Source organism: Flammeovirga sp. AWQ4_249 (assembly GCF_056161045.1).
The window spans coordinates 1-24,230 of the sequence record NZ_JBSWYJ010000027.1; the positions used below are offsets into that span (position 1 = coordinate 1).

A 24,230-nucleotide genomic window follows, 5' to 3' on the forward strand; every position below is an offset into this window, starting at 1 on the left:
TCTTCTTGAAAAAAGAAACTTAATTATGAACTGAGAAAGAAATTAAACTCTGAATTAAAAACGAGACAGCGTTCAGTTTACACTCCCAAAAAAGCATATCAACTTTTAAAATTGATATGCTTTTTTTGATTTAAATTATTTTATCGAAGGTCTACAACTTCTACATTTGGATTAGCTGCTGTATCAAAAACAAAATCCTTATCAGTAACCGGTACATTCTTTTTGAAGTTATTGATTACTAAAACATATTTTGTTTTGTTTCCTTTTTCATACATTTCCCATTTCACTAATTCATGTGTAGATGGGTTAATGAACATTCTAATTCTAAAGAAATCGATCTCAACACCTTGATTAGGACTTAAATCCACTACATCCAAACCATTTTCTTTACCTGTATAAAGGTATTTGAAGTTTTTCTTGTAAATAGAATAAATCTTAGAAGGTTGACTTAAGATATTATTTTCATCTGTAGAAGGAGCTTCAATCGTCACTTCTTCCATTTCTTTATCAAATCGATAAGTATTTTTTGTATCGTTATAGATTACTTGACCTAAAGTCTGTAATTGGTATTTATCACCACTTACTTTAATTTTTATAGCCAAAGTACCCATTACTTCATTATTATCTATACTTATTGCTTTTTGATTAATGTCAGCACTAAATGAAGATAAACTTTGGTAATAGTTACTCATTTCATCTAATACTTTTTTTGCTTTTTCGTCTTGCTGAGCGAATAAAGATTGAAATGAAATTAAAGTTAAAGCGAAGAATGTGATAATATATTTTTTATTGAACATGATTATTTCTTGTCGTAAGTTCTATTTTATTTTTATATAAGTGTTTAATACGTAAAACTAAGGGGTGAAAGTTTCATAAATTATTCTAAAGTTCTTAATAAAACCTCAAGATCCATTTCTGTTTTCACGTTAACTTGCCTTGCTTTACTACCTTCAAATGGTCCTACAATACCTGCCGCTTCCAATTGATCTATTATTCTTCCTGCTCTATTGTATCCTAGACTTAATTTTCTTTGAATTAAAGAAGTAGAGCCTTGTTGATGTCTTACTAATAATCGAGCAGCTTCTTCAAAAAGGTCATCTCTATCATCGACACTGCCGCCTCCGCCTTTAGAAGCAGGTTGCTCTTCTTCGAATTCAGGTAACATATACGCTGTAGCAAAACCTGTTTGTTCAGCGATATAATCACATAGCTTTTCAACTTCTTCTGTATCAATAAATGCACATTGTAAACGCGTGATATCATTACCTGTTGATAAAAGCATATCACCCATACCGATTAATTGATCCGCACCACCTGCATCTAGAATTGTTCTTGAATCTATCTTAGAAGTTACTCTAAATGAAATACGAGCTGGGAAGTTGGCTTTAATCATACCTGTAATTACATCTACTGAAGGTCTCTGAGTAGCTACAACTAAGTGTATACCGATTGCTCTAGCTAATTGAGCTAAACGTGCAATTGGCCCTTCAATTTCTTTACCGGCAGTCATCATTAAGTCTGCAAGTTCATCTATAACAAGAACGATGTATGGTAAGAAACGGTGTCCTTTCTTCGGATTAAGTCTTCTACTATTAAATTTAGCATTGTATTCTTTGATGTTACGAACACCTGCTGACTTTAATAGTGAGTAACGCATATCCATTTCAGTACATAATGAATTCAGGATATGTACAGCTTTTTTAGTATCTGTTATAATTGCTTCTTCAGCGTCTGGTAAACTTGCCAAGAAGTGTCTTTCTATTTTATTAAATAATGACAATTCAACCTTTTTAGGGTCAATCATCACAAACTTTAATTCTGAAGGGTGCTTTTTATACAATAAAGAACTTAAAAGTACATTAATACCCACAGATTTACCTTGACCAGTTGCACCCGCCATCAATACGTGTGGCATTTTGGCGAGGTCAGTGACAAATACTTCGTTGGAAATAGTACGTCCAAAGGCAATTGGAAGATCCATTTTTGCTTTCGTAAACTTTTCAGTGGCCAATACCGAGGAAATAGAAACCATTTCACGGTTATTGTTTGGAACTTCAATACCAATTGTACCTCTACCAGGAATTGGAGCGATGATACGAATACCTAAAGCTGCTAAACTTAAGGCAATATCATCTTCTAAGTTTCTAATTTTTGAAATCTTAATTCCTACTTCTGGAACAATTTCATAAAGTGTAACTGTAGGACCAATGGTAGCACTAATAGAAGAAATGCCAATTTTAAAATGTCTTAATGTATTGACAATTCTTTCTTTGTTTGCTTCTAATTCTTCTTTTGAAACTTTCGCCTTGCTTTCTACAGGAGGGCGAAGTAATTCAAGAGCTGGATATTTGTAGTGACTGAGATCTAATTTCGGATCATATTCATCTAAATCTTCAACATGTAAGAACTCATCCGGTTCTTCTTCTTCAATCTGATTCAGAATATTCAAATCTGCTTTATCGACATCATCAGTATTAGAAACATTGGATAACTGATGAGGATCGACACTTTTATCTTTTTTTGGTGCTGGAGCAGGAGGATCTAGTTCGATGGCCTCTGCTTTTACATTCTCTTTTTCTAATTCATAAGAAGGTGTTGGAGGAGTTGATTTTGAATCTTTTTCCTTCTTTGGAGGTATTTCTTTTTTCGGAGGAACAGGAGGAAGTGGTTCCTGTTTATTTTGAGGAGGCTGATTTTGAGAATAATTCTGAGTAGGAGGTACTTGAGTTGGTTCTCCAACTTGTACATGCTCAACTTGAATATTCACATCCACTGAAATTGGATCTACTTTGATACTTTGTGGTACGTTGGTAGGTACTAATTCTTCAATTTCATCCTCATGTAATTTTGGTTGAGGAGCTGCAGCAGGTACAATTTCAGATGGAGTCTTTTCTTCCTCTTTTTCAAGAAGATTATTGACTATTTCATTCTCTAAAGAAGTATTTACTTCCTCTTCTTTAATTTCATTTTGTGCTATATTATCTTCTTCAATGGTAGAAGTTTGAAATTTATCATCAACCTCAGGAATAGTATCTTCATCAACGAATTGATTAGAAGATTGAACTTCTTTTAGCATTTCATCATGATTGACCTCAGATAAGTTTTCATTGTTATTTTTATGAACATTATCCTTCGTTACTTTTCCAATTAATGAACTAACAGCATTAAATTTAATGATATATACTCCGTGAATTAAAACAGAAAGAATTAATAGAATAATAGTTCCCCAACCAATTAAACTATATAAACCATCCGCAACAGCATATCCAATTTTTCCACATAAGAAACCTAATACATTGGGAGTATCATTGACAACAACAAAATAACCTAAGAAAACACTACTCCACATCATATAAAATAGACAGATGTAGGCTAGCTTTCTAAAACGAATAAGTTTCCCTTTTCCTAAAGTAAATAGTTCATATCCACCAATAAATAATAATGGAATGAGTAGGGAGGATCCTATACCGAAAAGATTATAGATTAATAAATGTGATAAAAAAGAACCAAGTAAACCCAACCAATTCTGTACTTCTTTTCCGGAAGAAATTAATTGAGTAATACCTCCAACATTTTCAATAACACTTTGATCTGCCTTTCCTGTAAAAATGAAAGAAAATAAAGCTAAAAATGTATAGAAGGATAAAAACATCAAGGAAAGTCCAATACTAGCTTTGAACCTCGGGTCTTTAAGTTTATCATTATTGATAGACATACTTGGCATTTTTACTCGAGATGGTCTTTCCGTTTTTTCTTCATGTGGGGTAGCTGAAGTAGGTTGAACGGATGCATTGGGTTTATATATATTCTTTCTGACGTTTCTTTTTGCTTCTGAAGCCATAAGATAATCTGCTTAACACGAACAGTTAAAAAAATGATTTAAACATGAATGACAACATTGAGTATACCAAAATTTAATAGTATAGTTCAGTAATTATTTAGTCGTTGTCACTGATATGATGATAGTAATTTATCACTTCAAGTTGAATCTTACAAAAATCCTATCACATATACCCAAAATTAGGGTTTTCAAATGTTAATTGGAACTTTAAGCGGATGATTATTATTGAAAACTTCGTATTACATCTAATTTTAATTGATAAAGCCCCTTTTCTAGACCAACAGGATATTCATGCGGATTATAAAATCTTTTGATACTTTGATCAAATGCCTTCAATTCTTGAATTGTTCTTTCATGGATTTCATGAATACTAGGCTTTTGATAGGTTTGAATACCATCTTTGAAAATTTCAACAAGAAGATCTTCTCCTTCATGAGCATGTTTTATCGTTTTAGAACGAATGCCATTTTGAGGATCAATAAGCACACAATTTTCTTCTAATGCTTTTTCTTCATTATAGATTGCATCTGCACTATATTGACCATTTTTATTTTTAAATCTACGGACTTGTAGTATTCCTGGAGTGGAAATCTTATTGACTTGTTCAGATAATTTTACTTTATAATTCCACTCGCCAGTTTCATTTTCGATTGCACCCATTTTGTACACTCCACCCAACGCAGGTTGGTCATAAGCAGTGACTAATTTTGTGCCTACTCCCCATGTTGTGATTTTAGCATTTTGCTCGTTCTTCAAATTATTAATTAAATACTCATCAAGGTCATTACTGGCTACAATTACAGCTTTTTCAAATCCACCTTCATCTAGAATTTTTCGAGCTTCAATACTTAGGTAGGAAAGATCCCCAGAATCTAACCTAATGCCCAGTAAATCATGTCCTTTTTTTCTTAATTCATGACCAACTTTCACAGCATTTTTTACACCTTCTATAGTGTTATAGGTATCCACTAAAAATATACAATTGGTAGGCATTGCCTCTGCATAAGCTTTGAATGCATTTAACTCATCATCAAAAGACATAATCCACGAATGAGCATGTGTACCTTTTACTGGAATATCCAATAACTTTGCTGCTAATACATTTGAAGTAGCGTTAAATCCACCAATATAAGCAGCACGAGAAGCTGCTATACCTCCATCAATTCCTTGAGCTCTACGAAGCCCAAATTCAAGTAAGATATCATCTTGAGCGGCAATTCTTAATCTAGCGGCTTTAGTTGCTATTAATGTTTGAAAGTTTACTATATTCAATAATGCAGTTTCAATGAGTTGACACTCTATTAAAGATCCTTCCACTCTTATGAAAGGCTCGTTAGGAAAAATAGCTCTACCTTCTTCTACAGCATGTATATCGGCCGTTAATTTTAATGAGGATAAATAGTCCAGAAATTGTTGTTCAAATAAAAGATCACCATTGTTATCCTTTTGACTTCCTAGATATTCAATATCACTATCTGAAAAGGAAAGTTGATTTAAATAATCAATAACATAACCTAATCCTGCACAAATAGCATAACCACCTTTAAAAGGAGATTTCCTAAAGTAGCCATGGAACACCGCTTTTTTATTCGATAGCCCTTGTTTCCAATAGCCATAAGCCATTGTGATTTGATAGAAATCTGTAAGTAAAGTAAGCGATGATTTGTAGAGATCTGTAGAAATATTCATTTATAGCATGATTTTTTATACTATGAAAATTGAAATTACGTTTCTTTTTTGAGCGGTAAAATTTCTTTCTTATTAATTTAACTAAAATATATGTTGAATGGAAAGAAATAGCACTAGACAACAAGGATATTATATATGAACTTTTTTAATCAAATATTTTCAATAGGATTAGATAGAAATGTGGCAGGGATTACAAGAGAAAAAGTAATTACCTCTAATCAATTTGCCTTTTATCTTACATTTTTTGAAATTTTTTATCTTTTAGTGGCAATTGTTAAAGCACCAGTTTTAATACAATGGCCATTGATAGGTATTATGGGTAATTTGATGGTGTTAGCCTTTAATCACTTACGCCTTTATCAAGTATCCAGGATTATTCTTTGTATTGTTCCAATGTGTGTTGTGGTGGTTTATAATTCTTATTTAACACCAGAAAATGCTGATCCTAGAATCTCTGGCTATATCATTGGTGTGGTTCATTTATTAATTCCTTTCTTAATTTTTGATGTAAAAGAAAGAAGATATCAATGGTCATTATTTGTAATATTGTGCGGTATTCTATTATCAATGTTTAAACTTCAAGATATATTAGTAGATCCGTTGATTGATTATGATACGCTTTATGCTCCAAGATCTATGCGAGGTGCATACATTGGATTACTTGGATTAGGAATTTTACTTTTTCTGATGCAAAGAGAAAGAATGAGATATCGTCTAGAATCGGAAAGATTAAATGTTGAAAGTATCAAAAGAAACGCAGAACTAGAAAAATCTGATAAAGAGCTAAGAGAAGTTTTACAAAAAGTCCAAAAGACTAAAATTGAAGATGAACAAAGAACTTGGAGTACTCAAAAACTTTCTGAATTTAATGATCTTACAAGAACAGTTGAGAAACTAGACGACCTTATTGATCAATCTACAAGTTTCTTGGCAAATGTATTAGAATTAAATCAAGTCGCAGTATTTTCAAGAGTGGAAGATCATGAAAAAGGAGATTATTTAAGAAGACAATCTGTCTTTGCATATGATCGAAAAAAATACCTCAATGCGAATAAAATAGAACAAGGTGAAGGTTTGATTGGGCAATGTTTCATAGAGAAAAAACCAATTATTTTGGAAAACGTACCTTCAGGCTATTTAAATATTAGTTCAGGCTTAGGAGATATGACTGCTTCTTTTGTAGCAATTTATCCATTAAAAGCCTATGATAAAGTAGAAGGTGTAATTGAAATTGCTAGTTTCAAAGTATTAGAACAATATAAGCTTGACTTTTTATCAAGAGTATGTGAAAGTTTAGCAATTACTATTTTAAATAAGTTAGCATCAGAAAAATTAAAAGAGTTATTGTCTATTTCTCAAAAGCAAGCAGAACAGATGCGTGTACAAGAGGAAGAGATGCGCCAAAACTTAGAAGAGATGCGTGCAACTCAAGAAGAAATGAAGCGAAATGAGGATGAATATCAAAAGAAAATAAATGACATTTCTAATTAGTAATATTAATTAAAGTACTGAAAATTAGTATTTTAATCGTTAAATTTTAATTTTTATCACTAATACTCTTGTAAATTGGTAGAGTTTATATACTTTTGTGATAACAAGAAAGGAAATTACTATCTTGTGAAAGTCTAATTCACAGTAAAACAATCTAAAAATTTAATCCAATGAGCGCGAAATTTTTTAATGAAGATTTGATCCCTGTAGGGGAGAAATTAAGAAACCAACCAATCGGAGTTGTGTACAGTTCAAACACGTATGATGCTGGAGAGACAAAAATGTCTATGTTTTCAAAGGAACAAAAGAATCAATTAGACCAAGTTTGTGAACGTCTATTGATGAATTTGTCTACGAATCCAGAACGAATGTACAGAATTTCTTTGGAAGGTAGAGGTCAAGCTTCAGGAGAAGCGGATGATCGTAATTTAAAATTAGCCTCATTGCGTGGAAAATATATGCGTGACGCCGCTTATAAATATATGCTTGGTTATGAAAAAAATGGCCAAACTGTAGCTTCTTATGTTTTATCAGGTCAACTTACTTTAAGAGTAATTGATATCAAACCATTTTATGATTTAGACAAAGGAAGAATATTATGGGCAGATGGCATTGCTGGAGATGAAAAATACCAAAGATCAAAAGTAAATATCTATTATGAATCCAAGTTAAAATAATGGATATAGACTTAGATTTTTAGATTATATAAAAAGGCTACTCATTGATTAAGTGAGTAGCCTTTTTTTATGAATTCATATGATAACTCTCGCCATTCCAAATGACGGATAATCCTCCATTATATTCTGTTATTGAAACAGATTTATTCTGATCTCCTTCTTTTGAGAAGGTAATAACACTTGGTGTATGTAAGTTGTATTCTGGAGTAAAGCCGGATAAGACTTCTTGATGCATGGATCCGCTTTTATCTTTAAACTTAAGTATGAGATCACCATTATCTTTATTGTAAGAAATACTTACCGTTACTTCTGAGGAATGTCTAAACTCAACAATATAAAGGTGAATCTTATCCTCAAAATCACCTCCTTGATGGTAAAAATCGGATAGTAAAGGATAGTGTTCTGTTTTTATTTGAGAAAATGCACCAAATGAAGTAAAAGATATAATGGCTAGTAATGCTAATTTTTGGTATAACAGTTTCATATTTGGGGTATTAAATAAAAGAAATCATCATAATTTACTAAATATCTATAAAATTGCAGAGGACAAATTAATTAGTTGATGTACTTTCTTCGAAAGAAAATACTATTTTTAGAGACTCTTTTTAATTAACTAATTTTTTATGTTAGAAAAACGAAACTTCAGTGCAGCTCATAGGCTTTTACATTGGTCTATTGCCTTTGTAATGCTTTTTATTCTATTGACTATTTTTCTTAGAGAAAACTGGATGAGTAAATACTTTATGAGAGATATCATAATGGAAAACCTAGCCAATTTAAATATAGATATTTCTCAGGATCAGGCGATGAAAGTGGCTAAAACTATTCGTGGTAATATGTGGCAATGGCACATTAACGCAGGTTATTTATTAATTGGATTATATTTAGTTCGATTAGTAGTCAATGCAAAAGAAAGAGGAATTAATTTTTCATTTATCACCTCCAAAGAAATCCCAATGAAAGAGAAATTTCAAAAGTGGGTTTATCTTCTTTTTTACGTAGGAATAGCAGGCTCTTTGATTACAGGACTTTGCATTATTAATGATATTGGTGATCATGAACTCATGGAAGATATTCATAAGTTATCGATTTACTACCTCACTTCTTTCATATTTATACATTTTGCTGGGGTAATTTTAGGTGAATTTACCGATCAAAAAAATATTGTATCAGAGATGATACATGGTAAAAACAAAGAAAATTGATTGTTTTGATGACTTAAGTCATGTATATTTGTAATAACATACAACTTAAATAATACCACTATGCAAGGAGAGGGCGTTATTAATACTATTATATTTATTATAACACTAAGCACAGTTTTTCCAATGATTGGTTATTTCTTAGACTACAAACATAAGAAAAAGATGTTTAGACAGCAGACTCCTCAAGAGAAACAGTCTACTGAAGATAAATAAAAAAAGAGCTTTATCACTTTCACTGATAAAGCTCTTTTTTGTTTAGAATATATAATTGTAATAACCATAGAAAATCAAGCCAGCTCCCAGCATTACAAAAAGATGCCAAATCGCATGATTGTATGGTAATTTTCTCCATAAATAAAAGGGAACACCAATAGTGTAAGCTAATCCACCGTAGATCACCCAATTCATTCCATTTCCCATTGATTCTAACATTTCAGGAAATAAAAATACACCAACCCATCCTGTTGCGAGATACAACGTGACAGATATCCATTGATAACGATCTGCAACTATCATTTTGAATATTGTACCTAAAATAGCGATGGTCCATATGACAACGAAAAGTTCTGTGCCGCCATTATTAGGAATTTTTATTAAACACATTGGTGTGTAAGTTCCGGCAATTAACCAATAAATAGCTGAATGATCTAAAATCACAAAGGTCTTGGTAAAGGCATCATCAGTATGTAGGTGAAGAAGTGTAGAACAAGTGAAAAGTATTATCATGCTACCTCCATATAAAATAGTTGATATCACATATGAGGCATCATTAATATCAATCTTATTTAAAAGAATAGCTAGACCAATTGCACTTGCAAATGCTGCAATTCCATGGGTAAGACTATTAATTTTTTCTTCTTCAGGGGTATCTCTAGGTATCTCTAACTCTCCAGCGGTAGAAGGTAAATCATTTTTTGTGTTTTCATAAGTAGAGGTATAAGATAGTTTTTTCATGGATTAATGATATTTTTTATTAAGTAGAAATAGGTGGTTGGGTATAATGAGTTATTTATCATTTATACGACAATTAGGTTTAAGTAAAAGACAATAGAATCATAAAACATGTACTAAAATAGGATTATTTAAATATTTTTTTATTGGGTTAGTACAATTAATATACATAATTTTTTAGACATAATCAACCTTTTTGTTACTTTGTGTCTTACTTTGATTTCTTATATAAATATGAGAAGATAATATTAGAATATTACAAAAAATGATTGACCATAGATACTTAGCAACGGACTCATCAATTTGGACTGGTAGAATTGATGGAGATACATATGATGTTTACAGATGGCACCAAAAAATTGAGGTGATAAATCTGAAGAATGAAGAAATTCCTGATTTGAAAGAAGGTGAGTCGGGTGTGGCTATCATAGGTTTTATGTGTCAAGAAGGAGTCAAAAGAAATGGAGGAAGACTTGGTGCAGTAGATGGACCATATGAATTGAGAAAGGCAAGTGCCAATTTACCGGTTCATTTTCCTGAATCTGTTAGATTATTAGACTTGGGAAATATCCAATGTCCAGATGAAGATTTGGAAGGAGCTCAAATTGCTTTGGGTAAGTTGATTGAGGAAACTTTACTGAAAGGATATAGACCTTTAGTTTGGGGTGGTGGGCATGAAATAGCGTATGCTCATTATTTAGGAGTTAGTGCTTACATGCTTAAAGTTCATCCTGGAAAACGTCTAGGTATCATCAATTTTGATGCTCATTTTGATTTACGTGAACCTAATCCACTTCCAAGTTCAGGAACTCCTTTCTATCAAATTGCACAGAAACAAAAAGAATTAGATAGATCATTCAACTATTTAGTGATTGGTATTCAAAAAAATAGTAATACGCAAAAGTTATATAACACAGCGAATGATTTAAATGTAAAATATATTTCAGGCAGACGTTTGTCTGAAGCAGACAAAGTAGCCTCTACACACAAATTAAGTGCATTTATTGATAGTGTAGATATTATTTATCAAACAACTTGTATGGATGTTTTTGCCGCTCATTTTGCTCCTGGAGTAAGTGCTTCAGCGTATAATGGTGTTGAACCAAATCCATCTTTTATGCGCATATTCAAAAAAGTATACAAAAGTGGTAAAGTAATTTCTTCAGATATTGCTGAATTGAACCCGAGATTTGATATTGATAAACGTACAGCTAAGTTAGCGGCAGCGTTATCATTTGAAATAGTAAAAGCATAATTTTTAATAGATTAGGGGTTAAATTTTAATCCCTATTTTTTTAGTATGGAAGTAAGAATAGAAAAATCTTGGAAAAAAAGACTTTCTCAAGAATTTGAACAACCTTATTTTAAAGATTTGGTTGATTTTGTAAAATCAGAATACGCAACAAAGACAATTTTCCCCCCTAGAAATCAAGTTTTTAATGCTTTTGATCATTGTCATTTTGAGGATGTTAAGGTGGTGATATTGGGACAAGATCCTTACCATGACGATGGACAGGCGAATGGTCTTTGTTTTTCAGTAAATGATGGTATTAAACAACCGCCTTCTTTGGTCAATATTTTTAAGGAAATTGAAAATGATTTAGGTATTCCTAGACCTTTGTCAGGGAACTTAGAACGTTGGGCTGATCAAGGTGTATTATTATTAAATGCTACTTTGACAGTTGAAGCACATAAGGCAGGGTCTCATCAGAAGAAAGGCTGGGAAAAGTTTACAGATGAAGTGATCAAAAAAGTAGCGAGTGAAAAAGAGGGAGTGGTTTTTTTTTTATGGGGTGCTTATGCACAAAAAAAAGGTAAAGTAATCGATAGAAAGAAACATTTGGTTTTAGAGTCAGTACATCCGTCGCCATTATCTGCACACAGAGGTTTTTTCGGTAATCAACAGTTTAGAAAGGCTAATGAATATTTAACCTCAAAAGGAAAAAAGCCAATTAATTGGTAAATTAAAATAAGAATTGAATATTTTTATCGTTCTAAAATTGACAAGTAATTTGTCTTACTGTAATCGATTATTTTTTTAATATAAATCACCAATGAAGAAAAAAGTCGTTGGAAGTTATCCCTACACAAACGTATTATTCAGTATTTCAGCTGCATTATTCATGATAGCCTTGTTTACTCTTTTTGCTATTGGTACAAAAAGATTAGCCAATAAACTTTCAAGTGGAATAGAAATGCAGGTGATTCTTGAAAAAGACCTTACAGAGAGTGAAAAGAACAGCTTACAAGAGTCATTAAGTAATTACTCTTTTGTATCTAAAACTGAACAACCTCAATATATCAGTAAAGAAAAAGCGGCTGAGATAATGATCGAATCTACAGGTGAAGATTTTGTTCGCTTTTTAGGTGAAAACCCATTGAGAGATAGTTATGCTGTTAGAGTAGATGTTGGAATTGATAGTGACAATGCACTAGAAGAAGCACAAAAGCAATTAGAAACACTAACAGGTGTATATGAAGTTGTTTATACAAAAAATATGCTTCAAAATATTCGTGGTAATATGAATACTATAGGTTTAGTAGTAGTAGCATTATCGTTGATCTTTTTCTCTACGGCCATTATTCTAATCAATAATTCTATCCGTTTAGCATTATATTCTCAAAGATTTTTAATCCGTTCTATGCAACTTGTAGGTGCCACTCAGATGTTTATTAAACAACCATTCCTTATGAGAGGAGCTGTTCAAGGTGCTGTGGGTGGAGCTGTTGCTTCTTTATTTGTTGCAGTTGTTGCTTTATCAGCATTATCATCAATGCCTGAATTAGTATTTCTGATTTCAGCAAAAGATATTGGCTTTATTTGTATATTAGCAATCATATTGGGATCTTTAGTTGTTGTAACAAGCGTGTATATCGCTATCAGCAAGTATTTAAAATTAAAATTAGACGACCTTTATTAATCAAAATAGTATGGGAAGAAAAAATAATAGTGGCGGAGGTGATTGGAAAGATCGCTTAGGTGTAGTATTTAGTACTGATCCAGATTATGAATACGAAACAGATGCAGATGCGGAAGAAGAAACGCTAGCACCCAATCAACAAGATTTAAGAGTAATGTTGGACCGAAAAAACCGAAAAGGAAAATCGGCTACATTAGTGACAGGTTTTGTGGGTACAGATGATGATTTAAAATCTCTAGCGAAAACATTGAAGTCAAAATGTGGAGTAGGAGGCAGTGCTAAAGACGGCGAAATTATTATCCAAGGAGACTTTAGAGATAAAGTGTTAGAACTCTTAAAGGACGCTGGTTATATAGCCAAAAAATCTGGAGGTTAAAATTTATCATTGAACGATATTTTTAAGTAGAAAATGTTATTTTTATACTTTGAAATACATAAGATATGAATGAACCTCGGTCTAATTTTTTTAGAGAGAGGTTTTTTTGTTTATTGCTACTAATTTTTAGTAAAACTCATCATGATCAGACTATTTTTTTTCATACTAATCGTAAACCTATCATCTACTATTTTTGCTCAATCGCAGAAATATTTTTTGGTTCAATTTTCAGATAAGAATTCTACACAATATACATTAGATAATCCTCAAGCTTATTTATCAGAGAAAGCAATAGAGCGAAGATCAAATCAATCAATCGAAATAGACTCTACAGATTTACCTGTTGTACAACAATACATTGATGAAGTCGCAGCTACAGGTGCTACTATATGGTATCCTTTAAAATGGATTAATGGAGTAATTGTCAGTAATGCGGATTCATTACAGATTGTAGCATTGTCAAATGTAAGTCATGTTATGAATATGGCTGATAAAACACTTGGAGGAATTGAATCGTCTTCCATTTCTATGGAGACCTATGATTATGGAGAAGCAGAACGACAAAATGTGCTTTTAGGTATCGATGATATGCATAATGAAGGGTATACCGGAGAAGGAATTGGAATAGCAGTATTAGATGCTGGATTTAGAAGATATTCAGAAAATCCATACTTTAATGATTTGTTAGTAGGTGAAACATATGATTTTTATGATAAGGATACAATTGTGAATAATGATCATTCACATGGAGCTGACGTTTTATCAACAATGGCGGCATTTGAAGATGGAAGTTTTGTAGGTGGTGCTCCTAATGCCACTTACTATTTATACAGAACAGAGAATGTTGCTTTTGAAAGTAGAATTGAAGAACTGATGTGGATGGCAGCTGCTGAAAGAGCAGACTCTATTGGAGTGAACATTATACAGAGTTCTTTGGGGTATTATGAATTTGATCACGAAGATCAAAATTACTCTAAATCTGATTTAGATGGACAATCTGCATGGATTACAATAGCAGCAAATCATGCTTATACAAAAGGAATATTGGTAGTTTCTTCCGCTGGAAATGAAGGGTCTTCAGCTTGGGGAAAAATATCCTTCCCTTCAGACTCACCATTTGTATTAGCTGTTGGTTCTGTGAATAATAATAACCTTTTTAAAGCTTTTTCAAGTTCTTTTGGACCTACAGCAGATGGAAGAATTAAACCCGATGTATCTGCCATTGGTGGTGGTGCTCAAATTATCAATTCTTCAGGAAATGTGAGTGTTACAAATGGAACGTCTTTTTCTGCTCCTCAAGTTGCCGCTTTAGCAGCAGGTCTAATTCAAGCTTTACCAGAAGAGACAACTCCTATGGATATTATCGAAAGAATAAGAAACTCTGGTGATAAGTTCTATGCACCTGATACTCTTTTGGGATATGGGATTCCGGATTTTCAACGTGCATTTTTATTAACTAGTCTTGAAGAAAATGATCAGTTATTTAAAAAAGTAAAAGTCTACCCAAATCCAGTGAATGGTTCAACAATAAAAGTGGAGTTTCCAAAGAAATTCCAAGGGAAAGATGTTGAGTTTATTTGGTATTCTATGGGAGGAAAAACCTTAATGAAAGATATTAAATACAATATAAATAATAATATATCATTAGATTTGCCACAAAATCAAAGAGGGAAATACCTTTTGTTAAAAGTGTCAACAAATGAGTTCTTTAAAACATTTAAAGTCAAAGTAAATTAGTAAATAATTATTGACGAATAAAGTGATAAAGAGCAACAACACAATTAAATTACAATGTCCAAAAAACAAATTTTAGTTACAGGTGGAACCGGCTATATTGGTTCTCATACAGTTGTAGAGTTGCAAAATCGAGGCTATGAAGTTGTTATAGTAGATGATTTATCAAACTCAGACATTGAAGTTGTTGAGAGGATTGAAAAAATCTCTGGAACAAAGCCACAATTTGAAGAATTAAATTTAATAAATGCTCAAGGTGTTGATTCACTTTTTGCAAAATATACAAACTTAGAAGCAGTTATTCATTTTGCCGCTTTCAAGGCCGTTGGTGAATCAGTGAAGGAACCATTGATGTATTATCAAAATAACTTGGTTTCATTAATCAACCTTTTGAACGCTATGAGAAAATATGAAGTACCTAATATGGTATTTTCATCTTCTTGTACTGTTTATGGACAGCCTGAAAAACTTCCTGTTACAGAAACAGCGGAAGTGCAACCCGCAGAATCTCCTTATGGAAACACGAAACAAATTTGTGAAGAGATATTGAGAGATAGTGTAAAAGCTTATCCTGAATTAAACGCAATTGCCTTACGTTATTTTAATCCAGTTGGAGCACATAATACGGCTTTAATTGGTGAGTTACCGAAAGGCGTTCCTCAAAATTTAGTGCCTTTTATCACACAAACGGCGATTGGTTTGAGAGAACAGTTGTCTGTATTTGGTGATGATTATGAAACTCCTGATGGTTCTGCAGTGAGAGATTATATCCATGTTGTAGATTTAGCTAAAGCACATATTATTGCAGCAGAACGTTTATTGGATAAGCGAAATGAAGAAAGATATGAGCATTTTAATCTCGGAACGGGTACTGGTAGTTCTGTTTTGGAAGTAATAAATGCTTTTGAGAAAATTAATGGTGTTCCTGTGAATTATAAAATTGTGGACAGAAGGGAAGGAGATGTCGAACAAATTTGGGCTGATACTACAATAGCAAATGAAGTATTGGGGTGGAAAGCTGAAAAAGGAATCGACGAAATGATGGAATCTGCATGGAAATGGGAGCAAGCTATTCGAAAAGGAACTTGCTAACCAATTTCATTCTTAAAATAGAAAAGGGAATCTGTTTGTGATAACGGATTCCCTTTTTCATTTATCTTTAAAAATGGATTAAAGAATATTCAAATTTTGTTCTTTGATTTTCTCTAATTCATCTTTCATATTCACTACAATCTTTTGAATGTTGACATCATTCGCTTTTGAACCAATGGTATTAATTTCACGACCAATTTCTTGAGCGATAAAACCTAATTTTTTACCATTAGACTTAGGTTGTTCCAAGGTCTGGATAAAGTACTTTAGATGTTGACTTAAACGCACTTTTTCTTCATTAATATCTAGCTTTTCAATATAGAATATTAATTCTTGCTCAAAACGATTAGCATCGAAGTTTTCATTGTTCTCAAATTCTTTAATTTGATTATTTAACTTCTCCTTCAAACGTTCAATTCTTTGTGGGTCTAACTTTTTTACTTCTTCTAAGTAAGCTGTAATCTTTTCAATAGCACCTCTTAAAGCTTTTTCAAGAGCATTACCTTCAACAGTTCTGAATTCAATTGTTTTATCAATAGCAGAATGAATTCCTTCTAAAATTGTAGGCCAATCTTCTTTTGTGATGTCTTCATTATTTTCTTTCGAAAATACTTCTGGCATATTCATGACAATTTCAAGAAGGTTGTCTGTGTCGGTGTCTAATTCTGTAGATATTGTTTTTAAGCTATTATAATAACTTTTGATCACCTCAGAATTTAATGAAGCCGTTAAACTTTCAGAACGTTTAGAATTGTAATTCAAAATAAGAAGAATCTTTCCTCTTTGAAGTTTTGAACTTAATATGTTCCTTAATTCTATCTCTTTATCAGAAAAAGTTGATGACATTTTAATATTACAATCCGCATTTTTGGAATTAAGCGTTTTAATTTCAATTGATGCACCGAATTGTTCATTTTCTATGGTTACTTGGCCAAAGCCAGTCATCGATTGTATCATAAGGGAGTACTGTACTTTATGAAAAAACTTCTGTAAATATACTTTATATATTTTACCTTATTAGTATATAAGTATAGATTATTCCCCTTAATAACTTCTAATCCATGAAAATTAATAACTTGAACTAGAATTGAACAAAATTTAGTATCTTTTACTTAGAATAGAATTAATCACTGAAATAAACAAAAATGACATCATTTGAATATTCTTGGCAGACGACAGATAAAATTGAAATACATGGAAAGTGTTGGATGCCTGATGATGGACAACCAAAAGCTATTATTGCCTTAGTTCACGGTTTTGGTGAACACATTGAAAGATATAATCATGTAGCAGCGTTTTTTACTTCAAAACAGTATTCATTTATCGGTTTTGACCAAAGAGGACATGGAAAAACGAAAGGGAAAAGAGGTGTGGTACCAAGTTATACGGAAGTGCTTCATAATGTGACTGAATACCTATCGTTGATTAAAGAAAAATTTCCTGAAGTTCCTATATTTTTATATGGTCATAGCATGGGTGGAAATATTGTGACATCTTACTTATTAAAAGAAAAACCTAACTTTTTAAAAGGAGCTATTGTGACAAGTCCTTGGTTGAGGTTAGCAAATGATCCTCCAGCTTGGCAAGAAAAAATAGGTCAATTTATCGGAGGTCTGATCAAAGATTTTACTATTCCATCTAAACTAAATCCAGATGACTTATCTACTGATTTAACTGTAGGAAAGGTGTATGTAAAAGACCCACTCGTACATAATAAGATTTGTACAGCCCTTTATTTCGGTGTGAAAGATGCTGGAGAATGGAATATAGAAAATGCGAATCAACTTTCTGTTCCAACTTTAATTATGCATGGAGATGATGATAAAATAACATCTTATTCTGCTTCAGAACTTTTCTCTCAAAATGCACCTAGTAATTTAATTAAATTTAAAGGCTGGAAAGGTCTAAGGCATGAAATGCATAATGAAAAAATAAAAGATCAGGTATTTAATGAAATGCTTCATTTCTTAGAAGAAAGAACACTTGAAGAAAAAGAGTCATAAACAAAAACGCCACTTGATTAATTTCAGGTGGCGTTTTTCTTTATATATTAATATTGAAAGTTTATAAACCTCCAATTATTTGAGCACATATAATAATAGCAACTAATGCGAAAGGATATACAGTAGCATAAGCCACTTGGGGTGCATCACTTTCGGTCATATTATCCATTGCACTAAGGCCAGGAGTAGAAGTCATACCACCTGTTAAAGCGCCCATTAATGACAAGAAATTGACTTTAAAAACAAAGTGACCTACAATAGTAACAACAATCATTGGTATTAATGTGATTAATGCACCAATCCCGAACAATTGGAAACCATATTCACTAATTGTAGCGACTAGTTTGGTTCCTGCTCCAACACCTACAGGCGTTAAGAAAAGTAGTAATCCAAATTGTCTCAACAGTGCATTGGCGTTACTTGGTAAATGCCATATTACAGGACCTGTTTTTCCTAATCTACTTAAGCCTAAGGCTGCCATTAAAACACCTCCTGTTAACCCAAGTGAAAATGATGTTCCACCAGGTAGAGGAACTTGAATTTTACCCAATAAAACCCCTATGATAATACCAAGTGCTACAGGTAAGAAACTAGGTGTTTCGACCATTTTGATACTGTCACCAAAAAGTTCTGTTAATCCTTCTACATTACCTTTAGTTGATGAAATCAAAAGTTTGTCACCAAACCTTAATCGAGTTGAAGGTCTTGGGCTTAGGTCTAAACCTGCTCGTCTAACCCTTGTAATAGTTGCTAAATAGTTGTTGTGTAAATCTAATTCACCCAACGTTTTGCCCACAACATTTCTAGAGGAAACGACGAACCATCTGATTTCATGGATTCCAGAACGAGGTATTTTTTGCTCTGTAGGTTCTCCTAATAATAATTCAACTCTTTTTAAAGCTTCTTCAGTACCAACAGCTTTAACTAAATCTCCTTTATGTAAAATTGTATCTTTAGAAGGAGGTTTACTTTCTGTATTTGGCTCCATTACACGAGAAATATTTGCTTTCGTCATGAAGCGAATATTGAGATCACCGATTGTTTTTCCATGAATATTTTCATTGGTAACAATAAAGTTTCTATTATTTACTTCAGGAGTATCAGCAGTTGCTTCAGCCTCATATTGCTTTTCAGTTTCTTCAATACTTACCCCAAAAACTTTTGGCGCTAGTTTGACGAAAAGGATTACACCAATTACTCCAAATGGATAGGCTATACCATATCCAATAGACGCTAATGGTGATTGTGAACTTTCAATTGCAGCAGCCAAACCAGGAGTTGATGTCAATGCCCCTGTCAAAAGACCCACAGCAATTTTAAAATCTATATCAAATAAATAACCTAGTAAGAAAGTGACCACTCCACCTGTTGCAACAGATAAAACAGCTAAAATAATTAGTTTACTACCTTGTGATTTAAAGGCTTCAAAAAAAGAAGGCCCTGCTTGCATTCCAATTGTGAAAATAAACAGAAGTAACCCAATTTTTTGGATAATACTAGGTATTGCAAAATCTTCGAATCCTAATGAATTCATCAGGTAACCATAAAACATTGCAACAAATATCACTGCTGATAAACCAAATGAAACTCCTTTAACACTAATTTTGCCAAGTAAGATCCCAAAAGCTATGATTGCAAATAAGGCTACATAATCTGATTGTAGTAGCTTAAGAAACATCTCCATAAGATGTATAATTATTTAAAGTGAGATAATGTTTTTTCAATACAAAAGAACAACTTTTGTATCACTTTTTTACTATTAATATTTCTAACAAAATGGTGATATATTTCATTCTTTTTTATTAGAAAAATTATAACTTAAATAAAGTGTATAATACACTATTTTAAATAGTTAGAAATGAAAAAAGGATAAATATTGATTTTTATCATTTATCCTTTTATTCGTTTCTTGTTTAGATTCTATCAAATAAATTGAAAATATCTAAAGTAGCAGATTCCTTATTTTTATAGATTAAAATAGGTATTGTTAAATCAGATAATAAGAGCTTTTCAGCTGTACTACCTAAAACCATGGATGCCATAAAAGTTCTACTTTTCGATCCCATTACTACTAAGTTTGATTTTTCTTCTCTTGCAGTCTTTAAAATTGCATCAGCAGCAGATTCATTTTCTTCAATTAGTACTGCTTTGGTCTCTACCTCTTGAGTAAGACCAGCATTTTTCACAAAATGATTTAATTTTTTCAATGAGACATCTCCTAAAATTTGGACCATTTCTTCATAACTTTTACCAGTCGCACTATAACCTGAAGGAATATCATAACAGTTGATAACCATTGATTTTAATCCAACTAAAGATTTACTGATTTCGTCTAACTGCTTTAAAGTTTCATTACATGTTTCAGAAAATTTGACAGGAACTAAGGCTTTAGGGCTTGAACCATCAACATTTAATAATTCTGGAGCAAATAATATAGAGCAAGGAGCAAAACTTGCAATTTTTCTAGCAACAGAGCCTGTACCATTCCCTTGACTATCTTGCCCCATGATCACTAAACTAGCGTCTTTTCTTTTTACTAATTTGATTATTGTTTCTGCAGGGTCACCTTCTTCGATGATCAATTCATGATTTAATTTTTCAACATTAGGAAGATTTTCATGGATTAAATCAGTCATTTTTTGACGAATAGATTCATCTAAAGGTTGCTGCATCTCCGGAAACTCATCTGTAACTTCTATAGGAAGGTTTAATGATTTTTGAACATGTACAAAATATATTTTTTCCGCCCCAGATCCATGAGCAAATTTATTTGCATGTTTTAAGAGTGGTATATCTTTAGGAGAAGCATCTAATGCTACGAATATTCTTTTTAATAATGCCATTTCAATTCTATTTTTAGATTAAGTTGTTTCTTGATAAGTACTTATTTATTTAAACGATTTTCCTTAAAAATGTATGCATAATTTTTATAAATATTTACTAATAAGCAATGATTGAGATCATAATTTATCAGGACTTATATAATAACTTAATATAGCAATAAAAAAGGTCTTACATTTTACTGTAAGACCTTTGATTTTTGTTGAAATTACTAGAAATAGTAAACTTCTTTATTCTAATTTTCCAAGTCGCATCATTGCTGCTGCATAATAATTACCTAAAGGATATTTACGAATGTACGTTTTGTATCCTTCGATAGTATCGATTTCTTGAGCTCTAGCCCAATCATCTTCTTCTTTTGCTTGAGAATCATTCTTTAAAGCACTGATTTTCTCTTTTGCCTCTTTCCAATACTTCTTTTGTGTCGTAAGATTAAGGTAATTGAAGTAAGCACCTAAAGTATTTTCTTCACAAGTACTTTTCCATAAATCCTCCTCGTCATCATTTACTTCAAAAGTTTCTTCTTCTAAAGTAGTATCTAATATTTCAGGTTGTATTGCTGAATCACTTGACAAAGGAGTTTCAATGTTTTCAAAATTACTTAGTGGAGATGAATCCTCTGTAATGATCTCATTGATTTCACTTTCGATCTCACTTGAATTGACAAAATTATCTTCGATTAAAGAAGGCTCTTCTGTACTTTCAAAAGAAGGTGTTTCAATTTCAGTAGTTTCAAAAGTTGTTGGTTCAAATGAATCAATTGCACTTGTGTCTTCTACTTGAGGTTCATTATTAACAGTTTCACCATTCTGAATAGTATTAATATTCGAATAAGCATCTGCCAAATAATCGTTAGAAAGTGTTCTATTTAAATATTCTTTATAAGAATCAATAGTATTAATTGCACTAGCTGTTCTCCAAAGTGTTTCTTCATCCATTCCGTCGATGAACTGAGTGTTGTCGACAGTAGGAGGAGTGTTACTTGGTTCTTCAATAATTGGAGTCTCTATTTTAGGAGTTTCATCAATTACTGGTGCTGCATTAACTTCAGGTGTCTCACCTTGGTCAATTTTATTAATTCTATAATAAGCTTCAGCGATTTGGTCTGCAGTTTTCGTATAATTGATATACTCAAGGTATGCATCCTTTGTATTAATTTGTTCTGATCTTGCCCATAATTCTTCTTCAGATAATTGTTCAAGAGCATCATTCTGATCATTAATCCCTACTGTAGCAGTTGGTTCTTCAAAAGAATCTAATTCAACCACTTCTTCAGTGATAGAATCTAAAATACTTTCTTCTTCGACTTCATTTGCAGAAGCAGAAATTTCTTGAGCTTCTTCCAGTGAAAGAGAGTCAGATGAAACCTCAGTAATCACTGTGGGATTAAATTCCATACCGCCTTCTTCTTCAACTTCTCTAATTGCTTCATTCATGACATTGTCAAGTTCTGAAGAAATCGGATCTATAGGAGCAGGGGCTATGTATTCATTATCCTCTTCATTTCTTTCTAATTGAATACGCTCATTATCAGTCCAAAGTAATACTTCGCCTTTGAGACCTTTAGATTCTTCTATTTTTGCTAAAACATCTTCAATAGGCTCCATTCTCAAATCCATTAGTAAAGCTCTATCAATACCAAGCTTTTCTTCTGTCTCTTTCTTTGGATCAACTACTTTTACAGCAGGTTTTGTCGTTTTTTCTTCCATTCTTTGTGCAAGCTTCTGCTTATGGATTTGATCCATACGTTGATTGGCCTTTGCAACAAAATGTCCATTAGGGAACATTGAAAGATAGAACTGATAACCTTCTATACTATTCCATACAGCAGTTTTTTGCCATATAGTTGTTTCTAATTCTTGTGTAACTTCTTCTTTTGCTTGAGGTAAAATCTCAGAAGATAGTTCATTTTGCAATTGTGATCTAAGCTTTTCTTTAATCTCATGCTCCTTATTTTTTACTTGTTCTTGGAGTTTATGATTAAGGTCAGCCTCAATTTCTCTTTGCAATTGTTGTTTTATCTCAGAACGTAATTTTTCTTCACGAGATAAAAACTTTTCACATTCTTCTTTTCGTCTAAGAACTACAGGATCTTTTCTAAATTCTAAAGCTTTGCTGTAATGCTCTTTCGCTTCAGTAAATTTATTTTCAAAATACGCCTTGTCACCTAGATCAATGTAAGAAGTGAATTTCAACTCATTGTCACAATAGCTTACTTTGTCATTGTATAAACCATTTGACGAGTCATATTTCAATAATTCCGAATACGTTTGTTTGGAACCTTGGTAATCTTCATTACCGTATTGATTATCAGCTATTTTTTCTAATGATTTAATGATGCCCTTATAAGCAGAGTCTTCATTAATAATATCAAAAGCAGCTTGATATCTATTTTTAGCAGCATCATAGCTTTGATTATTGAACATTTGATCTGCTTGTTGCAATGTTTCGATAAATGCAGCCATATTGTTGAATGCATCATCGTTTTCAAAAAGTTCAATACCTTCTTTTAACAAAGGTAGGGCAGCATTATAATCTTTCTCTTTAAATTTTTCTTCAATCTGAATTCTTAGTTTTTTAGCTACTGAAAACCTTTTATTTAGACAGATTGGCGTATGATCATCTTCATTTGAAGTAAATAGAACATCATGAAGTCCTCTTTGCTTTCTGAAATGATCTTTTACATCACGTATAGTTAGCACTTCTTTTTCTTCATCTATTCCTGTTTGGAAAAGAGAAGTAAGTTCGGATGCAATTGTTTTTTCTGAACTAGTTTGACCAAGTTCAGAAACAATGTACGTTTTCTTTGGACCGAACGGTAGAAGTTCTTCTATTGTCTTTGCTGATAATGGCTCATTGTCTCCAAAAGTTGGAGCGTTGCGATATTCAGCATCTAAGATTAATACAATTCTTTTGGCATGAGACTCATTGACAATCTCAATCACCTCTGATAAAGGAATACCATTAATATGGCATTGATTCACAGTAGTATGTGGTGAAGAGAGAATTAATTTTCCTCGTCTTTGGATTAAGTAGCCAGAATAGAATAGGAACAAAGTGTCTTCCGTAGTGTTAGCTACTTCAGCAATTCGTTCTTTAATCATAGTATTACCTTCAGAATCAACAAGAGAAATAATATCTTTCTCATGGATTCCCAGGATTTGTGTATCGGTTAATGTATCTCGTAATAAACTGATGTCCTTATAAACATGCTCACGTCTATGAAGATCATCGTCTTTTAAAAAAGTACCTATACCAATTAGTATAGCCCGAGATTTTGATGAATCAAACATCAATGGCATATTAGAATATTACTAAAAGAATTTCAACATAAAAATAGCTTTCTATATTAGGTATTTCTAGAATTAAAGAAAGCCTTCAAAAAAATAACGTAATATTATTCTCTCTA

20 protein-coding genes are annotated in these 24,230 nt (G+C 32.2%); 11 read left to right on the forward strand and 9 right to left on the reverse strand.

What is annotated here, in order from left to right; translation table 11 throughout:
- Positions 1 to 140: 140 nt before the first annotated feature.
- The 3 genes from lolA1 to ACXAHM_RS17895 form a co-directional block, all read right to left on the reverse strand.
- Positions 141 to 797 (reverse strand): outer membrane lipoprotein periplasmic chaperone LolA1, encoded by a 657-nt coding sequence (gene lolA1 / locus ACXAHM_RS17885; protein WP_474962602.1) that lies wholly within the window; start codon positions 795 to 797, stop codon positions 141 to 143.
- Between the two features lie 80 nt (positions 798 to 877).
- A complete protein-coding gene (locus ACXAHM_RS17890; RefSeq protein ID WP_474962606.1) occupies positions 878 to 3,841 on the reverse strand; it encodes an FtsK/SpoIIIE family DNA translocase in 2,964 nt (987 codons plus the stop codon).
- Between the two features lie 222 nt (positions 3,842 to 4,063).
- Positions 4,064 to 5,530, reverse strand: a complete 1,467-nt coding sequence (locus ACXAHM_RS17895) for a nicotinate phosphoribosyltransferase (protein WP_474962609.1) — start codon at positions 5,528 to 5,530, stop codon at positions 4,064 to 4,066.
- A gap of 135 nt (positions 5,531 to 5,665) precedes the next feature.
- On the opposite strand from ACXAHM_RS17895, the gene ACXAHM_RS17900 reads away from it, so the two are divergent.
- Together ACXAHM_RS17900 and ACXAHM_RS17905 are read left to right on the forward strand one after the other, a co-directional pair.
- On the forward strand, positions 5,666 to 7,021 hold the full coding sequence (locus ACXAHM_RS17900; RefSeq protein WP_474962612.1) for a GAF domain-containing protein: 1,356 nt from the start codon (positions 5,666 to 5,668) through the stop codon (positions 7,019 to 7,021).
- A 170-nt stretch (positions 7,022 to 7,191) separates the two neighbouring features.
- Entirely contained in the window at positions 7,192 to 7,698 is a 507-nt protein-coding gene (locus ACXAHM_RS17905; RefSeq protein ID WP_474962616.1) for a hypothetical protein, read from the forward strand.
- Positions 7,699 to 7,765: 67 nt separating this feature from the next.
- On the opposite strand, the gene ACXAHM_RS17910 is transcribed toward ACXAHM_RS17905, so the two are convergent.
- On the reverse strand, positions 7,766 to 8,182 hold the full coding sequence (locus ACXAHM_RS17910; RefSeq protein WP_474962620.1) for a hypothetical protein: 417 nt from the start codon (positions 8,180 to 8,182) through the stop codon (positions 7,766 to 7,768).
- A gap of 139 nt (positions 8,183 to 8,321) precedes the next feature.
- On the opposite strand from ACXAHM_RS17910, the gene ACXAHM_RS17915 reads away from it, so the two are divergent.
- Both ACXAHM_RS17915 and ACXAHM_RS17920 read left to right on the forward strand, forming a co-directional pair.
- Entirely contained in the window at positions 8,322 to 8,903 is a 582-nt protein-coding gene (locus ACXAHM_RS17915; RefSeq protein ID WP_474962623.1) for a cytochrome b/b6 domain-containing protein, read from the forward strand.
- A 60-nt stretch (positions 8,904 to 8,963) separates the two neighbouring features.
- A complete protein-coding gene (locus ACXAHM_RS17920; protein WP_474962626.1) occupies positions 8,964 to 9,116 on the forward strand; it encodes a hypothetical protein in 153 nt (50 codons plus the stop codon).
- 42 nt (positions 9,117 to 9,158) lie between these two features.
- Here the strand turns inward: ACXAHM_RS17920 and trhA are convergent, their stop codons facing one another.
- Positions 9,159 to 9,857: a PAQR family membrane homeostasis protein TrhA gene (trhA, locus tag ACXAHM_RS17925; protein ID WP_474962629.1), complete on the reverse strand. Its 699-nt coding sequence runs from the start codon at positions 9,855 to 9,857 to the stop codon at positions 9,159 to 9,161.
- Between the two features lie 262 nt (positions 9,858 to 10,119).
- On the opposite strand from trhA, the gene hutG reads away from it, so the two are divergent.
- The 6 genes from hutG (at position 10,120) to galE (ending at position 15,977) form a co-directional block, all read left to right on the forward strand.
- Positions 10,120 to 11,109: a formimidoylglutamase gene (gene hutG / locus ACXAHM_RS17930; protein ID WP_474962633.1), complete on the forward strand. Its 990-nt coding sequence runs from the start codon at positions 10,120 to 10,122 to the stop codon at positions 11,107 to 11,109.
- Positions 11,110 to 11,154: 45 nt separating this feature from the next.
- A complete protein-coding gene (ung, locus tag ACXAHM_RS17935; RefSeq protein WP_474962636.1) occupies positions 11,155 to 11,817 on the forward strand; it encodes a uracil-DNA glycosylase in 663 nt (220 codons plus the stop codon).
- 91 nt (positions 11,818 to 11,908) lie between these two features.
- Positions 11,909 to 12,775 (forward strand): cell division protein FtsX, encoded by an 867-nt coding sequence (locus ACXAHM_RS17940; protein ID WP_474962639.1) that lies wholly within the window; start codon positions 11,909 to 11,911, stop codon positions 12,773 to 12,775.
- A 10-nt stretch (positions 12,776 to 12,785) separates the two neighbouring features.
- Positions 12,786 to 13,151 carry a translation initiation factor gene (locus tag ACXAHM_RS17945; protein ID WP_474962642.1) on the forward strand — a complete coding sequence of 122 codons (366 nt, stop codon included), beginning with the start codon at positions 12,786 to 12,788 and terminating at the stop codon, positions 13,149 to 13,151.
- Positions 13,152 to 13,292: 141 nt separating this feature from the next.
- On the forward strand, positions 13,293 to 14,888 hold the full coding sequence (locus ACXAHM_RS17950) for a S8 family serine peptidase (protein ID WP_474962645.1): 1,596 nt from the start codon (positions 13,293 to 13,295) through the stop codon (positions 14,886 to 14,888).
- Between the two features lie 54 nt (positions 14,889 to 14,942).
- A complete protein-coding gene (galE, locus tag ACXAHM_RS17955) occupies positions 14,943 to 15,977 on the forward strand; it encodes a UDP-glucose 4-epimerase GalE (protein WP_474962647.1) in 1,035 nt (344 codons plus the stop codon).
- Between the two features lie 78 nt (positions 15,978 to 16,055).
- On the opposite strand, the gene ACXAHM_RS17960 is transcribed toward galE, so the two are convergent.
- Positions 16,056 to 16,934, reverse strand: coding sequence for a YicC/YloC family endoribonuclease (locus tag ACXAHM_RS17960; protein ID WP_474962651.1), 879 nt, complete (start codon positions 16,932 to 16,934; stop codon positions 16,056 to 16,058).
- 188 nt (positions 16,935 to 17,122) lie between these two features.
- On the opposite strand from ACXAHM_RS17960, the gene ACXAHM_RS17965 reads away from it, so the two are divergent.
- On the forward strand, positions 17,123 to 17,980 hold the full coding sequence (locus ACXAHM_RS17965; RefSeq protein WP_474962655.1) for a lysophospholipase: 858 nt from the start codon (positions 17,123 to 17,125) through the stop codon (positions 17,978 to 17,980).
- Between the two features lie 61 nt (positions 17,981 to 18,041).
- Here ACXAHM_RS17965 and ACXAHM_RS17970 read toward each other — a convergent pair whose 3' ends face one another.
- The 3 genes from ACXAHM_RS17970 to ACXAHM_RS17980 all read right to left on the reverse strand — a co-directional run bounded on the left by ACXAHM_RS17970 (position 18,042) and on the right by ACXAHM_RS17980 (position 24,114).
- Entirely contained in the window at positions 18,042 to 19,664 is a 1,623-nt protein-coding gene (locus tag ACXAHM_RS17970) for an aspartate:alanine exchanger family transporter (protein ID WP_474962659.1), read from the reverse strand.
- 229 nt (positions 19,665 to 19,893) lie between these two features.
- On the reverse strand, positions 19,894 to 20,823 hold the full coding sequence (locus tag ACXAHM_RS17975) for a universal stress protein (protein ID WP_474962662.1): 930 nt from the start codon (positions 20,821 to 20,823) through the stop codon (positions 19,894 to 19,896).
- Positions 20,824 to 21,051: 228 nt separating this feature from the next.
- A complete protein-coding gene (locus ACXAHM_RS17980; RefSeq protein ID WP_474962666.1) occupies positions 21,052 to 24,114 on the reverse strand; it encodes a hypothetical protein in 3,063 nt (1,020 codons plus the stop codon).
- Positions 24,115 to 24,230 lie beyond the last annotated feature (116 nt).